The 25,037-nt window shown below is 64.1% G+C and carries 21 protein-coding genes; 10 read left to right on the forward strand and 11 right to left on the reverse strand.

Translation table 11 applies throughout. From position 1 onward, the window contains the following. Positions 1 to 124: 124 nt before the first annotated feature. Both GNK13_RS06415 and GNK13_RS06420 read right to left on the reverse strand, forming a co-directional pair. The gene (locus tag GNK13_RS06415) at positions 125 to 1,129 is read right to left on the reverse strand and encodes a hydroxypyruvate isomerase family protein (RefSeq protein WP_164101682.1); all 1,005 of its coding nucleotides are present in this window, start codon (positions 1,127 to 1,129) and stop codon (positions 125 to 127) included. Positions 1,130 to 1,302: 173 nt separating this feature from the next. Further along, the gene (locus GNK13_RS06420) at positions 1,303 to 1,485 is read right to left on the reverse strand and encodes a hypothetical protein (protein WP_164101683.1); all 183 of its coding nucleotides are present in this window, start codon (positions 1,483 to 1,485) and stop codon (positions 1,303 to 1,305) included. Between the two features lie 33 nt (positions 1,486 to 1,518). On the opposite strand from GNK13_RS06420, the gene GNK13_RS06425 reads away from it, so the two are divergent. From GNK13_RS06425 to GNK13_RS06440, 4 genes are all read left to right on the forward strand, one after another. Next, positions 1,519 to 3,075, forward strand: coding sequence for a vitamin K epoxide reductase family protein (locus tag GNK13_RS06425; protein ID WP_235934852.1), 1,557 nt, complete (start codon positions 1,519 to 1,521; stop codon positions 3,073 to 3,075). Between the two features lie 102 nt (positions 3,076 to 3,177). Continuing rightward, positions 3,178 to 6,414, forward strand: a complete 3,237-nt coding sequence (locus tag GNK13_RS06430; RefSeq protein WP_164101685.1) for a PVC-type heme-binding CxxCH protein — start codon at positions 3,178 to 3,180, stop codon at positions 6,412 to 6,414. A gap of 8 nt (positions 6,415 to 6,422) precedes the next feature. Next, positions 6,423 to 7,031, forward strand: coding sequence for a membrane-associated protein (locus tag GNK13_RS06435; protein WP_164101686.1), 609 nt, complete (start codon positions 6,423 to 6,425; stop codon positions 7,029 to 7,031). Positions 7,032 to 7,316: 285 nt separating this feature from the next. Next, on the forward strand, positions 7,317 to 8,207 hold the full coding sequence (locus GNK13_RS06440; RefSeq protein WP_164101687.1) for a DUF1559 domain-containing protein: 891 nt from the start codon (positions 7,317 to 7,319) through the stop codon (positions 8,205 to 8,207). A gap of 2 nt (positions 8,208 to 8,209) precedes the next feature. Here GNK13_RS06440 and GNK13_RS06445 read toward each other — a convergent pair whose 3' ends face one another. From GNK13_RS06445 to GNK13_RS06460, 4 genes are all read right to left on the reverse strand, one after another. Continuing rightward, positions 8,210 to 10,504, reverse strand: coding sequence for a TRAP transporter permease (locus GNK13_RS06445; protein WP_164101688.1), 2,295 nt, complete (start codon positions 10,502 to 10,504; stop codon positions 8,210 to 8,212). A gap of 32 nt (positions 10,505 to 10,536) precedes the next feature. Then, entirely contained in the window at positions 10,537 to 11,643 is a 1,107-nt protein-coding gene (locus tag GNK13_RS06450) for a TAXI family TRAP transporter solute-binding subunit (protein ID WP_164101689.1), read from the reverse strand. 210 nt (positions 11,644 to 11,853) lie between these two features. Then, positions 11,854 to 12,891 (reverse strand): PDZ domain-containing protein, encoded by a 1,038-nt coding sequence (locus tag GNK13_RS06455; protein WP_164101690.1) that lies wholly within the window; start codon positions 12,889 to 12,891, stop codon positions 11,854 to 11,856. A 22-nt stretch (positions 12,892 to 12,913) separates the two neighbouring features. Next, positions 12,914 to 13,999 (reverse strand): S1C family serine protease, encoded by a 1,086-nt coding sequence (locus GNK13_RS06460; RefSeq protein WP_164101691.1) that lies wholly within the window; start codon positions 13,997 to 13,999, stop codon positions 12,914 to 12,916. Positions 14,000 to 14,283: 284 nt separating this feature from the next. Here GNK13_RS06460 and GNK13_RS06465 point away from each other — a divergent pair, with 284 nt between their 5' ends. Further along, entirely contained in the window at positions 14,284 to 15,249 is a 966-nt protein-coding gene (locus tag GNK13_RS06465) for an NAD-dependent epimerase/dehydratase family protein (protein WP_164101692.1), read from the forward strand. 136 nt (positions 15,250 to 15,385) lie between these two features. Beyond that, complete coding sequence (locus GNK13_RS06470; RefSeq protein WP_164101693.1) at positions 15,386 to 16,195, forward strand: MBL fold metallo-hydrolase; 810 nt, start codon at positions 15,386 to 15,388, stop codon at positions 16,193 to 16,195. A gap of 101 nt (positions 16,196 to 16,296) precedes the next feature. Here the strand turns inward: GNK13_RS06470 and prmC are convergent, their stop codons facing one another. From prmC to rpmE, 3 genes are all read right to left on the reverse strand, one after another. Next, entirely contained in the window at positions 16,297 to 17,199 is a 903-nt protein-coding gene (prmC, locus tag GNK13_RS06475) for a peptide chain release factor N(5)-glutamine methyltransferase (RefSeq protein WP_164101694.1), read from the reverse strand. A gap of 11 nt (positions 17,200 to 17,210) precedes the next feature. Beyond that, positions 17,211 to 18,296: a peptide chain release factor 1 gene (prfA, locus tag GNK13_RS06480; RefSeq protein ID WP_164101695.1), complete on the reverse strand. Its 1,086-nt coding sequence runs from the start codon at positions 18,294 to 18,296 to the stop codon at positions 17,211 to 17,213. Between the two features lie 133 nt (positions 18,297 to 18,429). After that, positions 18,430 to 18,678, reverse strand: coding sequence for a 50S ribosomal protein L31 (gene rpmE / locus GNK13_RS06485; RefSeq protein ID WP_164101696.1), 249 nt, complete (start codon positions 18,676 to 18,678; stop codon positions 18,430 to 18,432). 326 nt (positions 18,679 to 19,004) lie between these two features. Between rpmE and GNK13_RS06490 the strand changes: the two genes are divergently transcribed. Beyond that, positions 19,005 to 19,463 (forward strand): DUF4190 domain-containing protein, encoded by a 459-nt coding sequence (locus GNK13_RS06490; protein ID WP_164101697.1) that lies wholly within the window; start codon positions 19,005 to 19,007, stop codon positions 19,461 to 19,463. Here GNK13_RS06490 and GNK13_RS06495 read toward each other — a convergent pair. Further along, positions 19,380 to 20,426, reverse strand: coding sequence for a bile acid:sodium symporter family protein (locus tag GNK13_RS06495; RefSeq protein WP_164101698.1), 1,047 nt, complete (start codon positions 20,424 to 20,426; stop codon positions 19,380 to 19,382). The genes GNK13_RS06490 and GNK13_RS06495 overlap by 84 nt on opposite strands. Positions 20,427 to 20,640: 214 nt before the next feature. On the opposite strand from GNK13_RS06495, the gene aroC reads away from it, so the two are divergent. Then, entirely contained in the window at positions 20,641 to 21,780 is a 1,140-nt protein-coding gene (gene aroC, locus GNK13_RS06500) for a chorismate synthase (protein WP_164101699.1), read from the forward strand. A 186-nt stretch (positions 21,781 to 21,966) separates the two neighbouring features. Then, positions 21,967 to 23,295 carry a hypothetical protein gene (locus GNK13_RS06505; protein ID WP_164101700.1) on the forward strand — a complete coding sequence of 443 codons (1,329 nt, stop codon included), beginning with the start codon at positions 21,967 to 21,969 and terminating at the stop codon, positions 23,293 to 23,295. A 290-nt stretch (positions 23,296 to 23,585) separates the two neighbouring features. Here the strand turns inward: GNK13_RS06505 and GNK13_RS06510 are convergent, their stop codons facing one another. Further along, positions 23,586 to 24,236, reverse strand: coding sequence for a lysophospholipid acyltransferase family protein (locus GNK13_RS06510; protein WP_164101701.1), 651 nt, complete (start codon positions 24,234 to 24,236; stop codon positions 23,586 to 23,588). Positions 24,237 to 24,464: 228 nt separating this feature from the next. Between GNK13_RS06510 and GNK13_RS06515 the strand changes: the two genes are divergently transcribed. Continuing rightward, on the forward strand, positions 24,465 to 24,998 hold the full coding sequence (locus GNK13_RS06515) for a hypothetical protein (protein ID WP_164101702.1): 534 nt from the start codon (positions 24,465 to 24,467) through the stop codon (positions 24,996 to 24,998). The last annotated feature ends 39 nt before the right edge of the window (positions 24,999 to 25,037 follow it).

Here is a 25,037-nt window from a genome sequence, read left to right on the forward strand (position 1 = left end):
GTCGCCTTTCGCTCCGCGAAAGTTGCGCAGACAAACGCTACTTTCCATAGTCGCCTTTCGCTCCGCGAAAGTTGCGCAGACAAACGCTACTTTCGCGGAGCGAAAGGCGACTATGGCGACCCGGTCACGCGGGGAAGGCGTCGGCTTCGCGGTAGGCGTCGATGACGGCTCGCTCGCCTTCGGGTCCCGATAGGCTGTTGCCGTGCTCCATTCCGATTACGCCGCGGAAGCCTTTGCGGTGGATGTGGGCAAACACGTTGCGGTAGTTGATCTCGCCGGTGCCCGGCTCCTTGCGGCCGGGGTTGTCGCCCGCTTGGAAGTAGGCGATCTCGTCCCAGCAGTGGTCGATGTTGGGGATCAGGTTTCCTTCAGTGATCTGCTGGTGGTAGATGTCGAATAAGATTTTGCACGACGGGCTGTCGACCGCTTTGCAGATCGCATAGGCCTGATCGCTGTCGCGGAGGAACGTGCCCCCGTGGTTGGTGTGCCAGTTGAGCGGTTCGAGCACCATCACCAGGTCGTGCGGTTCGAGGATCTCGCTGGCCCGACGGAGCAGTTCGATCACGTTGGCCGTTTGATAGCCCTCGGCCAACCGGGGTCCGCCGTAGCGATTGTCGGCCGCCTCTTCGGGCGTCGGTTGATCGATCGAACCGGGAACGACGGTGACCCAGCGAGCACCGACCCGCCGCGCCACGTCGACCGATTCGCGGATCGCGGTGAGGACTTCCTCTTGCCGGCCCAGCGAGGGACGGGCAAACACCGGCTCGTTGAAGTTGGCATAGGCGACAAACACCCCCATCTGCATGTCGTGGTCGCGGAGCGCTTGACCGATTTTCTCCTGCAGCGCCGGCTCGCGTTTGGGCAGCCCGTTATCTTCCCACGCCGTGAAGCCCGCTTCGGCGGCAAAAGCAATCTCGTCGAGGATCGCTTCCTCCCCCTTCCCTTCGCGGCGGGCGAGGTTGCGGAACATCCCCGGGTGCGGCGCGTAGGCCAGCTTGAACTTACCCTCAGCAGCGGACGATTCCTGCTCGGCCTCTTGAGCCCCGACGCTCGGGGCGGCGGACAGGGCGGCACAGGTCGCCAAGCCTGCGCTGGCGGTACGAAGAAGAGCGCGTCGCGAGAGAGCCATAGCGTTTCAATGGTTCGAGGAAGAGGAGCAAAGCGAGTCGACGCCGGAGCAAAACGGCAGAGCTCCCAAGATAACTCCCACCGCCGACCGACGCACGCTGGACCCAAGCGGTATGCCAGTTGCTGCGCCCGAATCCTGCTCCCCACTCGCTTCCCCCAACCCGCCGAGGACTTTCAATGTCCCGCGAGGACCACCCCCACACCGAAGCCGCTCACGAACACGAATCCCACGCTGGACAGCACTCCCACGCTGGACAGCACTCCCACGCTGGACAGCACTCCCACGCTGGACAGCACTCCCACGCTGGACAGCACTCCCACGCTGAACAGCACTCCCACGGTGAACAGCACTCGCATGGTGGAATGGGTGAGCGAGGAGTGACGCGCCCGATGGAACTGATGCAGCACGGCGAGCACTCGGGGCACGAGCAGTCGGGGCACGAGCACTCGGGGCACGAGCACTCGGGACACGAGCAGTCGGGGCACGGAGGGCATGGTGGGCACGCGATGAGCGACGAGCAGCGTCACCAGATGCTGCGGATGCATCACAAGAAGACGCTTTGGATCTACTGGTCGCTGATCCTCTTGGCGGTGTGGTTGATTTCGTCGCCGTTCACCTTTGGATACCTCAACGAAGAGCTGTGGGTCGATCCAAGCGGCGGCCGCGGGGTGTGGTTCAGCGACCAGACGCACACCGAGCTGCGGGCCCAGTTGATGGCGGCCAGCGATGTGCTGAGCGGGCTCGTGTTGCTCGTCTTGGGCTGGCGTTCGCTGCGTCCGAACCGACCGGTCAGCCTCTGGGGCTGTTGTTTCGTCGGGGTCTGGTTGACGCTCGCTCCGATCGTGTTTTGGGCACCGACCGCCGGAGCTTATCTGAACGACACGATCATCGGGGCTTGGATCATCGCGCTGACGATCCTCATCCCTGGCATGCCCAACATGATCATGTATATGCAGATGGGTCCCGATTCGCCTCCCGGCTGGACCTACAATCCTTCGAGCTGGCCGCAGCGTTGGATCATGATCTCGCTGGCGTTTGCTGGCTGGCTGGTCTCGCGCTATCTCGCCGCGTTCCAGCTCGGATATATCGATTATGTTTGGGACCCCTTGGTCGGCTTCAGCCAAGGGACAAAAAAAGTGCTCAATTCGAGCATGTCTCACTCCTGGCCGATCTCCGACGGAGGCTTGGGAGCGATCTCCTACACGTTTGAGTTCTTAATGGGTTTTATGGGCAGCTCCGCGCGGTGGCGGACGATGCCTTGGATGGTGGCCTTTTTTGGAATCTTAGTCATTCCGCTGGGGCTAGCCCACGTGATCCTGGTCATTTCCCAGCCCGTGCTGGTCCACCACTGGTGCGCCCTCTGCCTGTTGGCCGCGGCGATCATGCTGCCGATGATTCCGCTGCAAGCCGACGAGGTGATCGCCATGTTCCAGCACGTCAAGCAAGCCCACCGCCGGGGCGACCGCGGCGGCTCGTGGTGGAAGCTGTTCTGGAAAGGGGGAACCGCCGAGGGCTGCGAAGAGGATCAGCGGTCGCCAGAGCTCGTGGAGTTTGCGGAGCAGCCGGGGAACGTCGTCAAAGCCTCGCTCTGGGGCATGAGCTTTCCTTGGACGCTGAGCGGAGCGACGCTGGCGGGAGTCGCCCTGATGCTGACTCCGACCTTTTTCGGAATCGGGATCCAGAGCCTCGCCGCCGACATTGGCCACTTGGGCGGGGCCTTGATCGTGACTGTCGCGGTGATCGCGATGGGTGAGGTCGTGCGGATCGGGCGCTATCTGAATGTGCTGATTGGCTTGATCGTGGCGGGAGGCGTCTGGTTCACCGACGAGGCGTCGACTGGGTATGCAGCGACCGCGACGGGGCTGGCGATCGCTGCAATCCTTCTGTCGCTTCCCCGCGGCCAAGTGCGCGAGCGGTACGGCGCCTGGGACGCGTACGTTCGGTAATTCGCCGCTCGAATGCTGCACGCGGGGGCGAACCGGTTTAACATCAGTACGCTCCCCTCCCACGATTTCCCCCACCTTCCGCCTCGCGGCAGCTAGCGAGCCATGACACATCTATCCGTCGGCAGTCACTTGGGATCGTTCTTCCTGCGTCGTGTCGAGACTCCCGCTCGGCGGCTGCTCGCCCGCTGCGGTTCCGCGCTGCTGATGGGTTTGGGAACTGCGGTTCCGCTCGCGGCGGCTGAGCTTCGCACGCCGGAGATCACCGTCCCCGAGGGCTTTACCGTCGAGCGTGTCGCTGCTCCTCCGCTCGTCCAGCATCCCACGATGGCCTGCTTCGACGACCGCGGGCGGTTGTTCGTGTGCGAGAGCGCGGGGCTGAATCTCGACGCCGACACGCTCGAAGCCCAGACGCCGAATTCGATCCGCCTGCTGGAGGATCGGGACGGGGACGGGCGGTTCGATCATGCGACAGTGTTCGCTGACAAGATGACCTTCCCGATGGGAGCGGCTTGGCACGAGGGTGCTTTGTACGTCGCCTCGCCGCCGAACATTTGGAGGCTGGAGGACAGCGACGGAGACGGCGTTGCCGACAAACGCGAGATCCTGGTCGACAAGTTTGGCTTCACCGGGAACGCGGCGAGCATCCATGGTTGCTTTCTGGCTCCCGACGGACGGCTCTACTGGTGCGACGGTTACCACGGCCACGAATTCCGCAACGAAGCGGGCGAGATCACCAGCAAACGAGTCGGGAGCTACATCTTCTCCTGCCGTCCGGACGGTTCGGATGTTCAAATTCACGCCGGCGGCGGAATGGACAACCCGGTCGAAGTCGATTTCTCCGAAGCGGGCGATGTGCTGGGAACGGTCAACATTCTCTACACCCGCCCGCGAGTCGACGCCCTGGTGCACTGGCTCTACGGCGGTGCTTATCCCCACCGCAGCCAAGTGCTCGAAGAACTGAAAGTCACGGGTGATCTGCTCGGCCCGGTCCATTCGTTCGGGCATGTCGCGGTCTCGGGAATGATGCGGTACCGCAGCGACTCGTTCGATCTTGAAGGGAGAGATGTCCTCTTCGCGACGTTCTTCAACACCGGGCAGGTGGCGAAGGTGGAGCTAGCGCCGCAGGGTTCGACCTACCAGGCCATCCAGCGTCCGTTCCTGTCCAGCTCCGACCGCGACTTCCATCCCACCGACGTGCTCGAAGACGCCGACGGAAGTCTGCTGGTCATCGACACCGGGGGCTGGTTCTATCGCGGCTGTCCGACTTCCCAGTTCTCCAAGCCCGACGTCCTGGGTGGGATCTACCGCGTCCGCCGTGAGGGAGCGGCAGCCGTGAATTATCCCTGGGGGAGCGAGATCGAGTGGGCGCAGCTGAGTCCCGAGCAATGCCTCGAGCGGACAGGGGACCCGCGCTTCCGCGTTCGCGAGCGGGCGACCGCCGAGCTGGCTGGCCGTGGCGCTGCGGCTCTTCCAGCATTGCAGACAGCGATCGAAAGCGGCTCGCCACAAACGCGTCTGGCAGCCGTGTGGGCGCTGTCCCGAATCGTGCAAGCGGAGGCGATGCAGCGGGAGTCGATGCAGCGGGAGGCGCCGGCGGAGGACGCACCGTCTGAACTTCGCTCCCAAGCCTTGGCCGCGCTCCGCGCTGCGGTCGACGATTCCGAGCCGACGGTTCGCCAAGCGGCCTGCCACTCTCTGGCAACCCACCGCGACGCCGCCGCTCTGCCCCAGCTGATCGTTACTCTGCAGCAGGATGACCGGCCGGCGGTCCGCCGCGTCGCCGCTCAAGCGCTCGGCCGGATCGGCAGTTCCGAAGCCGTCCCCGCGTTGCTCCAGGGGCTCGAGCAGGCGGTCGACCGAGCGGAGCGGCACGCCCTGGTCTACGCGCTGATCGAGATCGACGATGCTGAGGCGACCGCCCAGGCTTTTGCAGGACTCGAGCCGAGCGAACTTTCGCAGCGAGCGGCCAGCGTGGAGGGGGCTCTCAACGCGCTCGATCAAATGGATCACGGGCAGCTCGACGGAGCCTTCGTGACGTCGCTGCTCGACGCCGAATCCGAGTCGTTGCGACGAACCGCGCTGCGGATCCTGCAGCGTCGTCCCGAGTGGGCGGAATTGGCCGCCGCGACACTCAACGAACTGCTCACCGCATCGGCTGAGCGGCCCGATCGCTCGGATGTCATCGAAGGGCTGATCACGAACTTAATCCGCCAACCGAGCGTCATCGATCAGCTCGGCAAGATGCTCTCGGCCGCCGATCCGGAAAGCGAGCGGACCCAATTCGTGCTGCAGGCGATCGCTCAGTCGAACCTCGACCAGTTGCCGGCGGAGTGGCAGAAGCCGCTCGGGCAGCTGCTTCAAAGCGACAACGATCCGCGGACGCTTGCCCTGGCCATCGGTGCTGTCGGGGCGATTCGCACGGATCGCTTTGACGAGCAATTGCGCGCCATTGGCGGTGACGAGTCGCTCTCGCGTCAGCTGCGGGTGGCGGCTTACGAAGCGGTCTCCGGGCGAGGTAACCAATTGAGTCCCGAGCTGTTCTCGCTGTTGCTCGAGATGCTCGGTCCGACCGGCACGCCTGCCGAAGCGTCGCAGGCGAGCCGCACGATCGCCTCCGCCTCGCTCACCAGCGAACAACTCCAAGACGTGCTGCCGTTGCTTGAACAGGCGGGTCCGATGCAGCTGGCCGACCTGATGACACCGTTCACGCGGACCCGCGACGTTGAGACCGGCCGCGCATTTCTGACAGCGATCGAACGCTCCCGCGGATTCGGAGGACTGGCGGCAACGACTTTTTCGGACACGATCAAACAATTCCCCCAAGAGCTGTTGCCGCAGGCGAACCGCTTGCTCGACCGCTTGGAAGCCGACCACGAGCAGAAGGTTGCCAAGCTCGACTCGCTGCTGCCGCTCGTCGCCAAAGGAAACCTTGAGCGAGGTGAGCGACTCTTCTTTTCCGAGAAAGCAAAGTGCAGCAGTTGCCACCGCGTGGGCAACCGCGGCGAGCTGATCGGTCCCGATTTGACGACGATCGGAGCGAACCGGGCGACCGTCGCCCTGCTCGAATCGACCGTGTTCCCCTCGGCCAGCATCGTGCGGGACTACGAGCCGGTCAAAGTCCTTACGGTCGATGGACGGCTGCTCACCGGGATCGTCGTCGATCAGACGGCCGAAGCGGTGACCGTGCAACAACAGACCGGAAAGCCGCTTCAGATTCCCCGGGATGAGATCGAGGTGATCGAAGCAAGCACCGTGTCGCTGATGCCCGCCGGTTTGGAAGATGCGCTCAACGAGCAGGAGCTGGCGGATATCATCGCTTACCTCTCCAGCCTCCGATAACCACACCCTTGGGCACCTCCGCCGCCAGCGAGCAGCGGCTTCCGCTGTCGATCAAACTCGGCTGCACGCTGTGGGTGGCGGTGTTGGTGCCGGTCTGGATTCGCGTCCAGGGTTTGCACAATTTCCTCTGGCTCTCGGACATCGCACTGCTCGGCACCTGTGTGGCGCTGTGGTCGGAGAGTCGCTTGCTGTTGAGCATGATGGCTCTCGGCGGCGTGCTGCCTGAGCTGGCGTGGACGTTTGTATTTCTTGGGCGGCTGATGATCGACTCCGGACCGCTCGAGCAATCGGGATACATGTTCAACGACGAGCTTCCGCTGTTTGTCCGCGGGTTGTCGTTGTTCCACGTCTTCCTACCGCCGCTGCTGGTCTATGCCGTGCGGCGAGTCGGCTACGACTGCCGGGCCCTGCTCCTTTACAGCATCCTCACGTTCGCCGTTTTGCTCGCCTGTTACTATGCGACCGATCCGGCGGAGAACCTCAACTTCGTGTTCGGCTTCGGCGATCCACCTCGCCCTCCACTCGCTCAGCCCTACTGGATGGCGGCGCAAATGGCGATCCTTCTCGGCGGCGCCTATTGGCCCACCCACGCTTTGCTGAAGCGGTGGGCACCATAGCTGGACACCGCCACTTTCTCACGCTGAATTGCCATAACGTCAGCAGAGTCCAGCAGTTGGCTACCAAGTCGTTTAACGGCAAGCCGAAGGCGACTGTGTTTTGAAAAGCAGTCGCCTTCGGCTTGCCGTTAAACGATGATTCCGCAAGTCGTCCTGCTCCGAACTGATCCAAAGTACCACTGTCCAGCTATTGTCAGTTTTCTTTCTGCGGTTGGCCAACCTCGACGGGTCGATTCCGAACCATCCCTAGTTCCTTCTCTCGGCCTTTCACTGCGGAGCATGCGTATGTCCATCCTCTTTACCTGCCCGCGTTGCGGCAAAAGCACCAACTTTGCGGATAACTACGCCGGCCAAACCGGGCCTTGCCCCCACTGCGGACAACCGGTCACGGTCCCCGCTTGGTCGCAGCCGCTGAGCGAACCAACCAAGCCGGCCAGCCGAGGCAGTTCGCTGCTGATTACACTGCTGGCGGTCGGTGCGGGCGGGTTCGTGCTCTTCGTCTGCGGCGGAATGCTGGTCGCCCTCCTGCTTCCTGCTGTGACGACCTCACGGGAAGCGGCCCGCCGGGTGAGTTGCTCGAACAACCTCAAGCAGATTGGGCTTGCCCTGCATAACTATTCGGACGTCTATGGAACGTTCCCGCCGGCCTACATGACCGACTCAGCGGGCAACCCGACGGTCAGCTGGCGAGTCCTGATTCTGCCGTTCCTCAACCAGGAACCGCTGTACCGGCAACTCGACACGCAGCAGCCGTGGAACAGCCCCGCGAACGCCGCCCTGCTCAGCGCCTCGATCCCGGTTTATCGGTGTCCATCGTCGGTCGACCCTAGCTCGACCGCGACCAATTACATGGTCGTGACCGGGGCTGAGACGCTGTTCCCCTACGAGCGGGCAGTCAGCCTCCGCGATGTTACCGATGGTCTGAGCAACACGATCGCGGTGGTGGAAGTCGAAGAGCAAGGAGTGCACTGGGCCGCCCCGGAAGACCTGGAGCGGCAGAATCTAACCTGGGCCTTCGCCGCGGGAGCCGACGGCCAGATGGGAAGCCGCCACACGGGCGGAATCCAAGTCCTCCTGGGTGATGCGTCGGTGCGGTATTTCCCCGATACGATCGACCCGGCCAACCTCGCCAAAATGCTCACCATCGCCGGCGACGAAAGAGTCGATCTGCCGTAGCGTTACGCAGGGCTGATCGCCGGCGGCGTATCGGTCGCTCTTCGCTCCCGCTGCCGCCAACTGAGGCTGGTCACGACCGCCAGGATCGACAGTCCGGCGATGTCGGAAATCGGCACATGGTAGCCGGACATCTCAAACTGCCCTGGATAGAGCGCCAGCGCCGCGGCAATGAACAGCGCAGTCCGCATCCCCCATCCCAAACGATGGAAATAGAAACCGGCCATCCCCGCCGCGAGTGCAAGAATCCCCAGAACCGCTGCGGTGATCGCCATTAGCACTCTCAGAATATTCGGCGGACCTCCGTCGGCAGCCATCAGCAACAGCTCCGGCCGATAGACGAACATATAAGGCAACGTGAAACCGACCAGCGCAAAGCGAAACGAGGCCAGCCCGGTCTGCATCACACTCGATCCGGCGATCGAAGCGGTCGCATAAGCAGCCAAGGCCACCGGAGGAGTGACCATCGCCATCATTCCAAAGTAGAAGATGAACAGGTGGGCGGCGAGAATCGGCACGCCCAACGAAGGGTCCGCAAACACCGGCCCGATCACGGTCGCCAAGAGCAGGTAGGAGACGGCCGACGGGAGTCCCATCCCGAGAATGATCGAGCAGACCATGATCGCGACTAGCGCCAAAAACAGACTGTTGCCGGCCAGCGGGATGATCGCTTGCGGCACTCCAGTGCCGATCCCGGTGCGGGAGACCAGCCCGATCACGATCCCGACGCACGACGCAGCGACGATCAGTGCAATTCCGCTGCGCGAGGTGGCTTGAAACGCGTCGAGGATCGTTCCCCGCCAGGCTCGCATCAGCAGCCCCACGATCAGAACCTCGGCGAGCGTCGCGACGATCGCGTCGTCCCAACTCCCCAACATCGGAAAGGGCAGCTCCCGACCGCTGACGGCCACGGTCAGCGATGAGGCCAAGTGGAAGATGGTGAAGTTGAATCGCGCTGCGACTAACAGCGCAACGATTCCTAACAAGCTGGCGAGCCGAGTCGCGATGCCGACTCGCATCGCCGGATTGAACAGGATCATCACTACCAGCAGTGCCAGCGCGTAGGTGACCGCGCGGAACGGCGAGTAGCCGACCATCAACAGTCCCATCAGCGCCCCGAGCGAACCGAAAAAGGTCAGCCCCTCAAAGCTCAAGATCCGCGTCTCTTCAGGGTCCACGGGAGTCGCCGGCTGTGCGGAAACCGTGTGCACCCGCCGCGCATAAAAATGCACTAGCAAAAATAGAGACAGGTAATAGAGAACCGCCGGCACTAGCGCGGCTTTCATAATCTCCAGATAGGTGACCGGCGGATTGCGATTGATGATCTCCAACATCATATACGCCCCGGCTCCCATCACCGGTGGCATCAGCGCCCCGCCGGAAGAAGCCGCGGCCTCTACCGCCCCAGCGATATGAGGTTTAAACCCGCTGCTTCGCATCAAGGGAATCGTAAACGTCCCGGTCGTAGCCGCGTTGGCCACCGCGCTTCCGGAGAGCGAGCCCATCAAGCCGCTGGCCAACACCGAAACCTTGGCCGGGCCACCCGACTTGGTGCCAAACAGGCGGGTCGCCAGCGAAATGATGTACTGCGTCGCCCCGCTCGCTTCCAAAAACGCGCCGAACAGCACGAACAGGAAGACATAGCGAAACATCACATTCAGCGCCGTCCCGAAGACCCCCTCGGTGCGGAGGTAGGTCTGCCCAAAGATCGCTTCCCAGTCCTGGCCGCCATGGGGAAACAACCAGTCGGGCAAATCGCGCGCGACCGACTCGTGGGCATAGACGATGAACAGGATCGCGAGCAGCGGCAATGCGAGCCCGATCGCCCGCCGCGTCGCCTCCAACACCAACAGCAGCCCCACCCCGGCGACCCACTGGTCGAGCTCCGTGTAATTGGCGGCGCGTTGCCCGAGCTCCGATCCGACCACGACGAGATAACCACAGCAGGCGACCGAGAGGATCGCCAGCCCCACATCGAGCCACCGCACCGCCGTCACGTGCTGCAGACGAGGGTGCAGCGGATAGGAGAGAAAGCAAATCGGCAGCCCGATCGCGGCAAAGAGCGCGAGCTGAGCCAGCGTCGACATCGTCGAAAAATTGACTTCCAACAACACGTACAGCGAGAGCACGATCGCCAAACTCAGCACGACATAGTGCAAGCCGCGTTCGAAGAGGCTCTTGTCTGCCGCTGAAGGAGGCGAAGCCTCGGCCGCTGAAGGAGGCGAAGCCTCGGCCGCTGAAGGGAGCGAAGCCTCGGCCGTGTCCACCGAAACATCACGCGACTCGTTACGCGTCGTCACCGGGTGCAACCTTCGAAAAAAGATTGTGGAGACTACTCGCCAGCCGGAGCGGCTACCGCTTCGGCTGGGGCGGACTCGGGCGCGTCGCTGGAGGCCCCTTCACTGGAGGCCCCTTCACTGGAGGCCCCTTCACTGGCAGCTGGGGCAGCCTCCGCATCGGCCTCCTCACTCCAGATGCCCGCTTCCTTGAAGTAGCGGATGGCGCCGGGGTGAAACGGCGTCCCGGTATTGCGACTGGCGTTTTCAGGCGTGATCGCTTTGGCTGCGCGATGCCGCTCGGCGATTTGTTCGCGATTTTCGTAGGCGATGCGGACGAAGTCGTAGACCAGTTGCTCGTCCACGTCGGCGTGGGCGATGAGGTGCGCCGAGCCGACGTTCAGCCCGTGGTAGTCCTCCTCGATGCCCATGTAGGTGCCGCCCGGGATCACCGCCGGTTCAAAGAACTGGTACTCGCGGATCAATTGCTCTTTGGCCGCCTCGTCGTAGGGAATCAACCGCAGGTCCATCGCCTGGGCCAATTGGGCGATCGCGGGCGTGGGGACGCCGCCGCCAATCATCGCTGCCGAAACGGCTCCGTCGCCGAGCAGATCGACGGCGTTTTGTTGGCTGCCGTAGCGGACTTCGAGATCGCTGAGCGCCAGTCCGTGGGCGGCGAGGATCGGTTCGACGAAGTACTCGAACCCGGCTCCTTCGGGACCGATGTAGACCCGTTTGCCCTTGAGATCCGCGACCGTCTCGATCCCCGAATCGGCAGCGGTGACGAACATTGCAATGTTCGGGAAGAGCGTCATTACGGCTCGGGCTTCGTGCGTCTGGTCCCAATCCCCTTCCCCGCGGACGGCGAAGTAGGTGATCGACGAGTTGGACATCGCGAACTGCAGCCGACCGCGACTGAGCAGCCGAATGTTCTCCATCGAGCCGCCGGTCGACTCGGCGTTGACCCGCCAGTCCGCGTCGCCGCTGTTGTTATTGACGACTTCGCACACCGCCCCGCCGACCGTGTAGAACGTGCCGCCGACCGGAGCGGTGCCGACGCTGATGTACTGCCGCTCCCCGCCGCTTCGGTTGCAGCCGGTCGAGAGGATCGCCAAGGACGCGCTCAAGGAGAACAGAAAACCGTAGCCAATTGTGCGCAGCATAGTGCCTCTCTCGGGCAGGGAAGGCGGGAACCACTGGGGACCGCCATGATAGCACGAGCCCGAGAGACTCGCACGAGGCTGGGGATTCCTGCGCGACTCAAGAACGCTGTGTGACATATCAGCCGCCACGCGCTAGCGTCCGGTTCCAGCCGCGTTTCTGGGAACCGGGGGCTAGCGCCCGGCGGCTGATACAACGCCGAAACGATGACGCTAGTTCTGGCTGCCGCGAACTTCCTGGACCATCTCTTCGACCAGCGGGACCACCAGGGCAGCCGGAAGGGCGTAGGAGACGACGCGGCCGGCGCGGGCGATATTGACGCCGATCACTTTGCCAGCCGAATCGAGGATTGGACCTCCGCACTGATCCGGATCGAGCACCGTGTCGTGTTGCAGGACGCTTTCAAAGCCGCTCAAGCGATTGCTGCGGGGACCGTTCAGGCGGCTGTCATTCTCGCTCTCGAGCATCAGGCTGAACTCGCGGATCTGCGCGTCGAGCTCGACCTTGTCTCCCTCGCGCGAAATCGTCAGGTGCACGTTCTCGCCGGGAAAGCGATCGCGGAGCGCTTGGATCACCTCGTCGCGACCATCGGCCTCTCGGCCGTCGACCGCCAGAATCTGGTCGCCCGGTTGAATTCCGGCATCGTGAGCCCCGCTGGCCGGAACGACGACATCGACGCGCGCGTTTCCTTGCTCGTCATTCTCCAGCCGCACGCCGAGACGTCCGTAGGCATGGATCGCTCGCGGCCGGACGCTGACCACGCCGAGCCCGATCGGTCGACCGCCCCGCCCGACCGAGATCAAGAAGCTTCCCACCTCCGGTTCGACGGTCGAGAAACTGGCGGTTTCAAGTCCTTCGGCATCCGCCTGGAGGAGCGCCAAATCGGCCTCTCGACGAACCGCCGCCACCCGCGCGTTGACCAGCCGCTGGTCGGGCAACCGCACCCGGATCGGATCGCCGCTGAGCTCGCTCCGCTTGGTCAGCACCAATCCGTCGGAGCCGACGACGATTCCCAGCGCCACGGGCTTGCCATCGCTGAACACCTGGACGGTCGCAGCGCCGGGCGATTCGCAGACCGGCTGCAACAGCTTCATCATCTCGCCGTTATCGCGGCGATTCGAAACGCGAAACGCAAATCGCTCATGGAGCCACTGCGTGTCACTGGCATCCTGCGCGGTTGCCGCCTGCGGTGGAGCAACTCCAAGCACAGCCACGAGCGATGCCAGAGCCAGCAGGTGCGAACGTCGCATCACGATCAACTCCATTGAGGACTCAGGACGAGGGGTCACGGCCGATTTCCAAGATCACTCGCAACACCGACGCGCCACGCCGCAGCCGCAGGCGGATCTGTTCGCCGGGCATCGTATCGTCGACCGCATCTTTAAGCGAATTGAAGTCGCTAATGTTCACGTCGCCAAACCGCTCGATCACGTCGCCGGACTTCAGTCCCGCGGCGGCCGCTGGCGAACCGGGAATCACGTCCTGAATCTCCGCGACCGTGGTATCGGGAGCTCCGCGGACGCCGAGCACTGGACGAAAGCCGGGCAGGAACCCCCAGGCCTCGGCCGTCACTAAGCGATCCCAGCTGCGGTCGTAGTGATCCACCGGAACGTGGAGGTTATCGGCAACATCGTTCCCGATGCGGCTGTGGACGCCGATCAACTCCCCCTCGAGGTTGAACAGCGGGCCACCGCTGTCCCCACCGATCAGCGCACAGTCGGTCACGATCGCTCCGTGGCGAACCGCCAAGATCCGTCCGACGCGAGCGACGACGCCGCGGCTCTGCTCATAACCGCCCGGGTGTCCCATCGCCACGCACCACATCCCCGGCTCGAGATCCGCGCTTTGTCCGAGCGTCGCGTGCGGCCACGGTTTGCCGTCGTCGGTGTCGCTCTTGAGCTTGATCAATCCCGCATCGACTTCGCGGTTCAGCCCCAGCGTCCGGCCAGCGACTTCGCGACCGTCGGCCAAGGTGATCGTGACATCACGATCGGCCCGCATCGCCACGTGCGCGGCAGTCAGGATGTAGCCATCCCCAGTGATGATCACTCCGCAGCCTTGAGAGATCCCAATCTGGACGCTGACCGTGCAGGCTGCCGCCAAGCGTGCCACTTGGCGTTGCTGCTGCTCCATCGCCGAGAGCTGTTCGAGCGATTCGGGGGTTTCCCCATCGAGGACTGGCTCCAGCTCGGCCGGAGCCGCGACAAACGTCCGACCCGCTGCCGTGCTCGGCTGCGGCGATTCCTGAGCCCAGGTCCAGGACCCTGGAGCCAGCAACAGCCCGAGCACCAGTACTCGCCCAAGCACCAGCAGGCGCACCAGCGGCCCACGCGTCGCTCTCATTTTCTTTGCGTGCATTCTCACTCCCGCCGGTCGCTCCCCGTAACTTGTGATCAGCCGCCGGGCGCTAGCCCCCGGTTCTCGAAAACGCGGTGAGAACCGGACGCTAGCCGTGTGGCGGCTGATAAATAACTTGGGCTAGCAGAGTCGGCTCAACATTTCCAGCAGAACAGTACGCGAGGGCAGCGCATCGGGTTGCCGACCGCCCGCTTTCCCTATAGACCGACTGAAATCATTGTAGACAACCCGCGAGAGTCCAGGGGCGGGTTTGTTTCCTATCGAATCGCCAAACCGAGCCCGGCATGACGCTCTATGACGCTTCTTCCGACACTTCGCCTGCCGCGAAGTCGGCGTTGATCTTCGGTTGTGGATACTTGGGCATTCGCGTCGCCCGGAAGCTGATTTGCGAAGGCTGGCGGGTAGCCGCCCTGACCCGCAGCGCGGACCGCGCCCGCGCCTTGGCCGCCGAGGGCATCGATCCCCAACTGGGCGACTGGAACGATCGCCGCGCGCTCAGCGGACTGCACGCGACGGCCCGAACCGCCACGCACGTGCTGGTCTCGGTGGGTTACGATCCGCGGTCGAAAAAATCGCGGCACGAGGTGTATGTCGAGGGACTGCGGGGGGCGCTCGAGGTGATCTCCCCGGCGAGCCGCGTCTGCTACGTCAGCTCGACCGGCGTCTTCCACCAGCACGACGGTCGCTGGGTCGACGAGTGCTCGCCTTGCCATCCGGCGAGCGAAGGAGGGGCCGCGCATCTGCGGGCCGAGGAACTTTTGCGGCGCGTTCGCCCGCCGCAATCGCGTGCGGCGACGGTCGTGTTGCGGATGGCGGGACTGTACGGGCCGGGGCGCGTTCCACGGCTGGCCATGATCCGCCGCGGCGAGCCGATCGCGACGGCGAGCGAGGGATTCTTGAACCTGATCCACATCGACGATGCCGCCGAGTGCGTGCTGCGGGCCTGGGCTCACCCGGCTCCGGCCCCCTTGTACCTGATCGCCGACGGGCACCCGGTCGTCCGAGCCGAGTACTACCAGGAGATGGCTCGCCTGAGCGGCAGCCCCCCAGTCCGCTTCACCGCCTCCACCGCTTCGTCTCCCACCGCTTCGTCTCCCACCGCTTCGTCTCCGACCGCTTCGTCGCGGGGCGATTCGAACAAGCGGATTTGGACCCATCGGATGCAGCGCGATTTGCTCAGCCGGCTGGCGTTTCCCAGCTACCGCCACGGGCTGCGCGCGATCCTCGGCAACGAAGCTCGGCGAGGGTAACGCCGGGTCCGCGCGCCGCTGCCCCTCCCGAAAGGGCCCCGTTTTTCCTATGCTCACGTTTTAGCACCGGTGGGGAAAGCCCGCGTCGAGAGCCAGCCATCCCCTCCCCTTTTCGCCGCTTGGAGTACGCTTCGTTATGCTGACCCGAAAACCCTTATTTCCCGGCATCATCGAGCTGAATTTCCAGGCGGGAGAAGTCCTCGGCTGCAACGTCTACCTGATCTACGATGGCGATGAGTGGATCCTGATCGACATCGGCTACGAGGAGACGGTGGATGATTACATCGAGTTGATTCGGCAACTCGATTTTCCGCTGGCCCACTGCAAGACGCTGGTCGCCACCCACGCCGACGTCGATCACATCCAAGGTTTGGCCAAAGCCAAGCAACTGCTGCGGACGACGATCACGGCTCATCCGAACGCCGTCACGCCCCTGCAGACAGGCGACCGCCTGCGGACGCTCGCCGAGATCGAACCGCAAGGGCTGGACCTGGAGATGCCGCCGGTGGAGATCGATACGACGGTGGTCGACGGCGACATCCTCCGCGTCGGCTCGATCGAGCTGGAAGTCTGGCACACCCCGGGGCACACCGACAGCCAGCTCGCCTTCCGCACCGGCGACATCTTGCTGAGCGGCGACAACATCTATCGCGACGGCTGCATCGGGGCAGTCGATCCCCACCACGGCAGCGATCTCGGCGCGTTCGTCGAATCGCTCGAGCGGATCCGCGACAGCGACGTCCGCTGGTTGCTGCCCAGCCACGGGCCGATCTTCGAAAAAGACAACGCGATGCTCGAGCGGACGATCAAACGCGTCCGCGGCTACCTGACGATGGCCGATTTCGGCACGCTCGCCGAGAGCTGGCCGCTGATGGACGAGTGGGAGAACGAAGTCGCCGAAGGCACGCTCCCCGAAGGCGTCGGCAACGTCGACGCGCAGAGCTGAGTGCCTCGACATCAAATCAGCCGCCGGGCGCTAGCCCCCGGTTCCCGAAAACGCCGTGACAACCGGATGCTAGCGCGTTGCGGCTGATATGTCCAGCGAGGTCACTCCGCTCGCGTGGTGCTGAGGACTCGGCGGTGGCCGGCCAGGTCCTTGATGAACTTCGTCGCTTCGTAGCCGCCGTGCTGTTCGACGAGCTGCTGCGAGGCGTCGGCGATCATCGGACTGAGCTCGAGAATCAACCGCCCACCGGGAACCAACCGCACCGCGGCTTCGGCAACGAGCCGCTCGATCACCTCGGTCCCTCGCGGTCCCGCGAGCAGCGCCATCTGCGGCTCGTGCTCCCGGACTTCGGCGGCAAGCGCGTCGTATTCGCTCTGGCTGACGTACGGCGGATTGCTGCAGATGATGTCGATCGCGGGCTCGGCGGGGATCGGCTCGAGCAGATCGCCAACGACCGCCCGGACGCGGTCATCGAGCTGGTGCTGATGGATGTTGTAGCTGGCGATCTCCAGAGCTTCGGGCGAGAGATCGGTCGCGGTGACTTCGCACTCGGGCAAATTCTTGGCGATGGCGACGGCGATCGCACCGCTGCCGGTACAGCAATCGACGATCCGCAGCGGCCGCTCGGTGGCTCTGCCCGCCGCCCGCCATGCCTTGGCTTGATCGAGGGCTTCGATCACCACGTGCTCGGTTTCGGGACGAGGAATCAACGTCGCTTCGCTGACTCGCAGATCGAGCGAATAGAACTCCTTGTGGCCCACGAGATAGGCGACCGGAGTTCCCTCGCCGCGACGGCGAACGAGTTCCCGAAACGCCTCCCGAACCTCGGGAGTCGGCTCCTGATTGAAAGCCGTGTAGAGATCGATCCGCGACGAACCCCGGGCTTCGGCCAGCAAGACTTCCGCATCGAGCCGTGGCGACTCGAAACCCCGCTTCTTAAAAAACTGCGTCGTCCACTCCAGCAATCGAAGCACGGTCCATGGCTCGGCCTGCCCGGTCGTCATCGCAATCCTTTCTATTCCTCGTGCATGTCGCTGCGGAGCTGGTCGCGGTCGTACTCGATCAGCGCTCCGGTCACAGCGTCCAAATCTCCAGCCAGGATCTGATCCAATTTGTAGAGCGTCAAATTGATGCGGTGATCGGTCAACCGGTTTTGGGGATAATTGTAGGTGCGAATCCGCTGGCTGCGGTCCCCCGAGCCGATCAAGGTCTTGCGTGCTTCGGCGCGCTTGGCATCTTCCTGACTTCGCTTGAGCTCGTAGATCCGCGTCTTGAGAACCCGCAGCGCCTTGGCCAAATTCTTGTGTTGGCTCTTCTCGTCCTGGCACTGGACCACGATTCCCGTCTCGTGGTGCGTCAGCCGCACCGCCGACTCGGTTTTGTTGACGTGCTGACCGCCGGGGCCGGAAGCACAAAACTTGTCCAGCCGGTAATCGTCCGGCTTGAGTTCGACTTCGACATCCTCCGGCTCGGGCATCACCGCCACGGTGGCCGCGGAGGTGTGAATCCGACCCTGCGTCTCGGTTTCCGGAACCCGCTGCACGCGGTGGCCTCCGCTCTCGTACTGCAGATCGCGAAAAACCCCTTCGCCGGTAAAGGCGAGGGTGATTTCTTTGAAGCCGCCGAGCTCGGTCGCGCTGGCGTCGAGGATCTCGATCTTCCAGCCTCGCTGCTCCGAATGCTTGCGGTACATCTCGAACAAGTCGCGGGCAAACAAAGCGGCCTCGTCGCCTCCGGTTCCGGCGCGAATCTCCATCACGCAGCGGGTCCGGTGGGCGTCCTCGCCGCCGATCGTCATCGCCAGCAGTTCATCCCAGAGCTTTTCGCGGCGGGACCGCAGATCGACCAACTCCTCCTCGGCCAACTCGCGTTCCTCCGCATCCTCGGCCGCTTCGGCCATCTCGACGCAGCCGCGAATTTCCCCGCTCAGCTTCTTGAACTCGGAGTACTTGTGGACCAGCTTGACCAGCCCCCCATGCTCCCGCGCAATCGCGCTCATCCGCGAGCCGTCGCCTTGGATGACCGGATCGGCCATCTGACGCTCGAGTTCGCCAAACCGTTCGAACTTTCCTTCCAGGGTATCGCGAATCGATTCGCTCATCGGTCAATGGATCCGCAGGGACGCGCGCAACAGTCGGCGGCCGTGGCCGTCGAGAACAAAAAACAGCCGCCGCACGCCTGGTCGGCGGCGCGGCGGCTGACGTCGGTTCGCAGCAGAACTGGCAGTGCCAAAATTACTTCTTCTTCGCCGCCCCGCCCTTCTTCTTCGCCAGGCTGGCGTAGGTGCCGGCGGCAAACTTCTTCTGGAACTTATCGATTCGACCGGCGGTATCCACGTACTTCAGCTTGCCCGTGTAGAACGGATGGCACTCGCTGCAAATGTCGATCTTCAGCTCTTGCTGAGTGCTGCGAGTGGTGAAGCTGTTGCCGCAACCGCAACTGACGGTCGTTTCCTGGTAACGGGGGTGAATGGCGTCTTTCATCGCATATTTCCTAACTCAAGGGACCACGCCTTGGCGTGTACAAGGAATGGCCTCGGGACCCGGGGGGAAGCAATCTGGGATCTTAGGTCGCAAGTGGCAAAGAGGGCAAGGGGCAAAAGCCCCGCTAAAGGACCGTCGGCAGCCCGCTCCCTTAACTTTCCTGAATTCTCCATCCGCGTTCTCCGTGTTGTCTGCGGTCCCTCTCCGACTGACATCCATTCGGCTGATTCGCCTCATTCGTGGTTGGCCCCCGCCCCGACACCGCACGAGCCGGCCTCGTATACTGACGCCACCCCCCCAGTTGCACCAATCGGAGCGCCCCCGCGATGCACGACCCCCAAACTCACGACCTCCAAACAAATCGGCCGCAAACCACTTCGCCCCAGAATCCCTACCTCGCCTCCGACACCGCTCCGCCGCCTCACGCGACTCAGCACGCGTCCACTCAGCACAGCCAAGCTCAGTACAGCCCCGCCGGATTCGGCCAGCCGCCGCGAGAAATGGGCGATGCGACCGGGGGGCTGATCCCGTACAAAAACCCCAAAGCGCTGATCAGCTACTACCTGGGGATCGTCTCGCTGTTGCCGGTCATCGGATTCCCCCTGGGCGTCGCCTCGATCATCCTTGGCATCGGGGGCCTCCGCGCCCGCCGCCAGACACCGATCATCAAAGGCTCAGCCCACGCGATTATCGGGATCGTGCTAGGGCTCTGCGGGATGCCCTTGCATCTGCTGTTCGGGATGGGGATCGCCATCGCCCTCGGAAGCGCGGTCTTCGGCTCCTAGCACGAGTTCCAGCTCCGACGTTCCCCACCGCTCGACGAACAGCGTATCGACCAGCAACTGGCCGACGTGGTAGAGGATCATCGGCAGCATGCTGACGCCGCAGTCGATGGCGATCTGCAGCCCCACCATCAGCGTTTTCTGGCTGCCGGCGATCGCCACCGCCATCCGATCGCGGGCCGGCAGCCCCAGCCCGCCGCTTGCCCACCAGCCGCCGAACAACGCGCTCGCATGCACGCCGATGACCAAGGCCCCGACGGCGACGATCCACAGCGTCGAGGTCGTCGTCCCGCCCTCCCCCATCCTCCGCACCGTCTCGGCGGCTCCGAACAGGACCATCAGCAGAATCCCCGCCTGAGCAGCGATCGAGATCCGCATCTTGCTGCGGCTCACCCAGGCAGCGACGGCGGGCAACTGCCGCAAAACCTGAGCGGCCACCAAGGGAGCGACGACTAGCAGAGCCAGCTTGGCGGCTTGATCGGCAAAGCTGAGCGGAACCGAGCGGCCGAGGAGCAGCACCAAGGTCAGCGGGGCGATCAGAAAGCAGAGCAGATTGGTGACCACGGTGACGAGCATCGAAATCGCGTCGTTGCCGCCCCCCTTGCGGGTCCAGACCGAGGCCGAGGCGAGCGTGCACGGCACCGCGGCCGCGACGATCAAGCCGCCCCCGAGATCGATCGGCAACAGCGGCGCGACCAGCGCCGCCAGCAGCGGCACGCCAACGATATTGATCCCCAGAGCCAGCAATCCGGCCGCCGGATAGCGAATGCTCTCGAGCACCGCCGGAGCCCCCAGCCCAAGCCCCATCAGAAACAACACGCCGGCTACCAGCGACGGACGGAGCCCCGGCAGATCGCCCAGATCGGCGATCGCACTCGGTCCGAGAAAGCCGACCGCGAGCGAAATGGCGAGCAACAACAAAAACCAGTGGCGAAGGACAAATTCTTTGACGCTGATCTGTCCCACTCCCCCAGAACGCCCTGGCCCGAAAATTGGCTCATAAGTAAGATGCGACGGCTGGCCGAGATTTTGCGCTCTCCGAGCCCGCCGGGTCAATCGCCGCGCTCGCGGGGCAAATCGCCGCGCTCGCATCGCAAATTGACTGGCAACGCTCGTGCGGCGGGAGCCCCGGCTGCCCCTTCCATCCTGATCGAACCTCCATTCTGGCACCCACGCCCCGATGCTGCGTTACTGGACCGCCGGCGAATCCCATGGAAAAGCCCTCCTGGCTTTGGTCGACGGTTTCCCCGCCGGGCTGACGATCGATACCGACAAGATCGACGACGACCTGCGACTTCGCCAAGGAGGTTACGGCCGCGGCAAACGCCAGCAGTTGGAGACCGACAAGGTCGACATCCTGAGCGGCATCTGGCAGGGCCAAACCCTGGGCAGCCCGATCGCCCTGCAGGTGATCAACCGCGATTACAAACTCGAGCGTCTGAAAGATCTCGAGCGACCCCGCCCCGGCCACGGCGACATGACCGGAGCGATCAAGTATCTCGGCAGCATCCGCGGGATCCTCGAACGGGCTTCGGCTCGCGAAACCGCGGTCCGCGTCGCCGCCGGCTCGCTGGCCAAGCAGCTGCTCGCCGAATTCGGGATCGATGCCCTGGGCTACGTCACGGAAATCGGCGGCCGGGCGATCACGACGCCCCCGGGTACGATCGCCGAACACCGCCAGCTCCGCGGCCAATCGGTCGTCTATGGGCTGGACCCAGCGGCCGACGAGGAGTTCCGCCAGTTCATCGATCGCACCGGCGACGAGGGAGACACGCTCGGGGGAATCATCGAAGTCCGCGTCGAAGGCCTCCCGTTCGGGCTCGGCACCCACGCCCAGTGGGATCGCAAGCTCGATGGCCGGCTGGCTCAAGCGGTGATGGCGGTTCAAGCCATCAAAGGCGTCGAAATCGGGCTCGGTTTCCAAGCAGCCCGCCTCCCGGGAAGCCAAGTCCACGACCCGATCGAGTTCGACAGCAACCAAGCCGATTCGCCGAACCTCGGCTACCGCCGACCGACCAACAACGCGGGCGGACTCGAGGCGGGGATGACCAACGGCCAACCGCTGGTGATCCGAGCGGCCAAAAAGCCCATCAGCACGCTCCGCAAACCCCTCGACTCGATCAACTGGGAAACCAAGGAGCCGCACCGAGCCCAGTACGAACGGAGCGACGTCTGCGCGATCTCGGCCGCTGCGGTGATCATCGAAGCGGTGGTGGCTTTCGAAGTCGCCGCCGCTTTAATTGACAAGTTCGGCGGGGACAGCCTGACGGAAATGCGAGCCCGCTACGAGCTGTTCCACCAAATGGCTCGCCAAGTTTGAAAGCGGCGAGTAGCGAGCGGCGAGTAGCGAGAGCATGCAATCGTACTCGTACTCGTACTCGTACTCGTACTCGCTTCCAACCCTGGTGATCCGAGTACGAGTACGAGTACGAGTACGAGTACCGCTTCGCTGAGTACGAGTACGAGAGAAAGAAATCCACCTTCCCCCCACGCCTGGAATGCAAGGATGCATGAGAGGACCGAGCGAGCGTTCTGCCGCCTAGCCTTTCTCTTGCTCTGCGCGCTGCCGACGCTGCTGACCTTCGCGGCGGTCATCGTCACCCGCACGCCGTGGTATTACCGGGCGGAGATCGCAGCCCTCGAAGCCGCGCTGCAGCAACGGCTCGGGGTTCGCGTGGCGATCGGTGAGATGATGCGGCCGAGCCCCGGGGCGTGGCAGCTCGAGGGAGTGCGGCTGATGAATCCCGAGACCGGTGACGAAGTGGCCCGTGTCCGCACGGTGTTCTACGCCGTGGTCGACGGCCAGACGAAAATCCACCTCTCTCAACCCGAACTGCTCTCGGACCAGTTTCCGCTCGCCTGGCAACTGGTCCACGATCGCTTCCTCTGCCAGCCCGATCTGGTCGGAGCGGGGCTGCGGATGCGGGCCGAGGACCTGTCGATTCACAACCAGTCGCAGGGGCTGACGCTCTCGCCGCTGGACGTTTGGATCGAGCCTCGTGAAGGGGAAACGGTCGCGGCCGCCCGCTTCGTGCTCGCCGGACGCAGCCCCGAAGAAGCTCCGGCAACGCTGCAGGTCAGCCGCGATCGCTCCGGCCCCCTGCCCCGCACCCGGTTGTCGCTGACGACCGGCAGCAGCCCCCTGCCCTGCAGCATGCTGGCCGACTACCTGCCCGTCATGCGACGCCTCGGCGTCGACGCCCAGTTCTCCGGTTCGCTCCGCTGGGAACTCGATCACGACGACTACACGGTCCAGCTCCAAGGGGCCCGGTTCACGCAGGTGAACATGCTCGATCTGTTCGAGCTGTTCGACCACCGGCTGACCGGGACCGGGACGATCGAGATTCAAAGCTTGACGCGGCACCGTGGCCGGCCGATTTCGGAGGCGATTGGCCGGGTGGCGATCGAGAATGCCAAAGTCGACCCGGAACTGCTGCGAGCGGCCGCCCAGTCGCTCGGCGTCAGCGTGCATCCCGAGGCACTCACCGCTCGCGAGCGGATCGCCTGCCAAAGCGTCGCGTTCGGGTTCCAGCTGTACGGGTCCGAGGTCCAGCTCTCGGGGCTCTGCTATCGCCAACCGCACTTCGAATCGATGCCGCCCGGGACGGCCATCGTGGCGAACAACGTCCCCCTGGCCCACGTCGACCCCAAGCGCCGGCTCACCGCCGAGGCGCTGAGCAGCACGGTCGACCCCAACCAGCGGCTCGAGATTCCGCTCGGTCCCGATGACGATTGGGCCCGCCGCCTCCTGCCGCCGCTCCAGAGCGAACCGTCCGCCGCCGAAGCCCAGCCCCCGCGAGTCCCTCGAGTCCGCCTCAGCGAACGCCCGCGGTGAGGAGGGGGCAGAGTACTCAGTACTCAGTACTCAGCGCAGCGGTACTCGTACTCAGCGAAGCGGTACTCGTACTCAGCGCAGCGGTACTCGTACTCAGCGCAGCGGTACTCGCACTCAGCGCAGCGGTACTCGTACTCAGCGCAGCGGTACTCGTACTCAGCGAAGCGGTACTCGATCCGCGCGCCCGTTCTGAGGCTGGGTGCGCGGGAGCGAGTACGAGTACGAGTACGAGTACCGCTGCGCTGAGTACGAGTACGAGTACGAGTACGATCACGAACATCGGCTGCTCCCTACCCCAAACTCCTTGCCGCTTCCGCTGCGTCGTGCTTTCTTTCGAGCGTGTTGAGCGAGAGCTCGATCCGTTTGCGGTAGGCTTCGATCCCTTCCTCCGGCAGCGGTTCGATCGGCGGGGCGAAGTAGGCGTGGATCGTGCAAAGCGGCATCGGAATCTGCAGCCGATCCCAGCTGTGGCTGAGAATCCAGCGGCGAGTGGGGACGGTGACCACGTTCAGCACGACCGCTCCGGTCTCCTGCGAGAGCGTCGCGATTCCCTTGTGGACGTGATTCCGGGGACCCCGGGGGCCGTCGACCGCGAGCACCGCGGGGCGCCCGGTGCGGACGTGCTCGATGAGCGCAGCCAGCGCCGCACGGCCTCCCTTGTCGGCTCCGCTGCCGCGCCCCGAGCCACGGACCGGCACGCAGCCGCGAATTTTTAGCGCCGGCACGATGATCTGGCCGTCGGCCGACCGCGAGACCATTGCCCCGGTGCCCGGTTCGGCCCCGATGGTGATTGCGACTTGGTGGGCGTGCAGAATGGAGTAGATGTACGGCCGCCCCGCCGCACGCAGCTCGTCGCGCGGATCATCGTGGACGCGAATCCGACAGGTCCAGCGAAGGAGGCTGATCGCAACCGCGGCCGCCCAGGAGGCCAACCATTTCATTCGCATGTTCGCCAAAGCAGCGTTTGCGACCCGACCGGTGCGATCGACGGTAGCAGTCGCTATCGACCGGCGGCGTAGCTGCTTTATAGAGAGGGCACCGAATCGTTCAACCGGTAGCAGCCGGAAGAGGGACGCCAACTGAGTAGCTCGACCACTTGAGCAAACGTGGCTCGTGCGTCCTACTTGCACCAACGCAACGCATCACACTGTTCCGCGAGGGAGTTGACGATGGACTTGGAATTCGCGCTGGCCGTGCTGTCTCGCATCGTGCACGTGATCACGGCGATCGTGCTGGTCGGCGGCAGCATCTTCACGCTGCTCGTCCTCCTCCCGGCAACCCGCCAACTCAATCAAGGCCGCCAACTCAATGAAGGCCGCCCACTCGACGAGGGCTCCCTTGCCCAGCTGCTGCCGGCGGTCATCGGGCGGTGGAAACGCTACGTGCACCTCGGAATCGTGCTGTTTCTGATCACCGGCGTCTACAACTACATGCTAGGCATCGAAGCCCATCCGGGCGACGGTCCCTACCACGCGCTGATGGGGATCAAGATGCTGCTGGCCCTGGTCGTGTTCTTCCTCGCGTCAGCGCTCGTGGGGCGGTCGGGAAAGCTCGAAGGGATTCGGCGGAAACGCGAGACGTGGCTGACCGTGCTGGTCCTCATCGCCCTTGCGATCGTCTCGATCTCCGGCTTCCTCAAGATCCGCGGCGTCCCACCGTCGGTCACGCCCGAAGTCGCCCCCGAAGCCATCGCCGAAGAGTGAAAAGTACGTCAGGCTTTCCAGCTAGGCTCTGTCAGAAAA

This window comes from Candidatus Laterigemmans baculatus (assembly GCF_010367455.1).
GTDB lineage: Bacteria > Planctomycetota > Planctomycetia > Pirellulales > Pirellulaceae > Laterigemmans > Laterigemmans baculatus.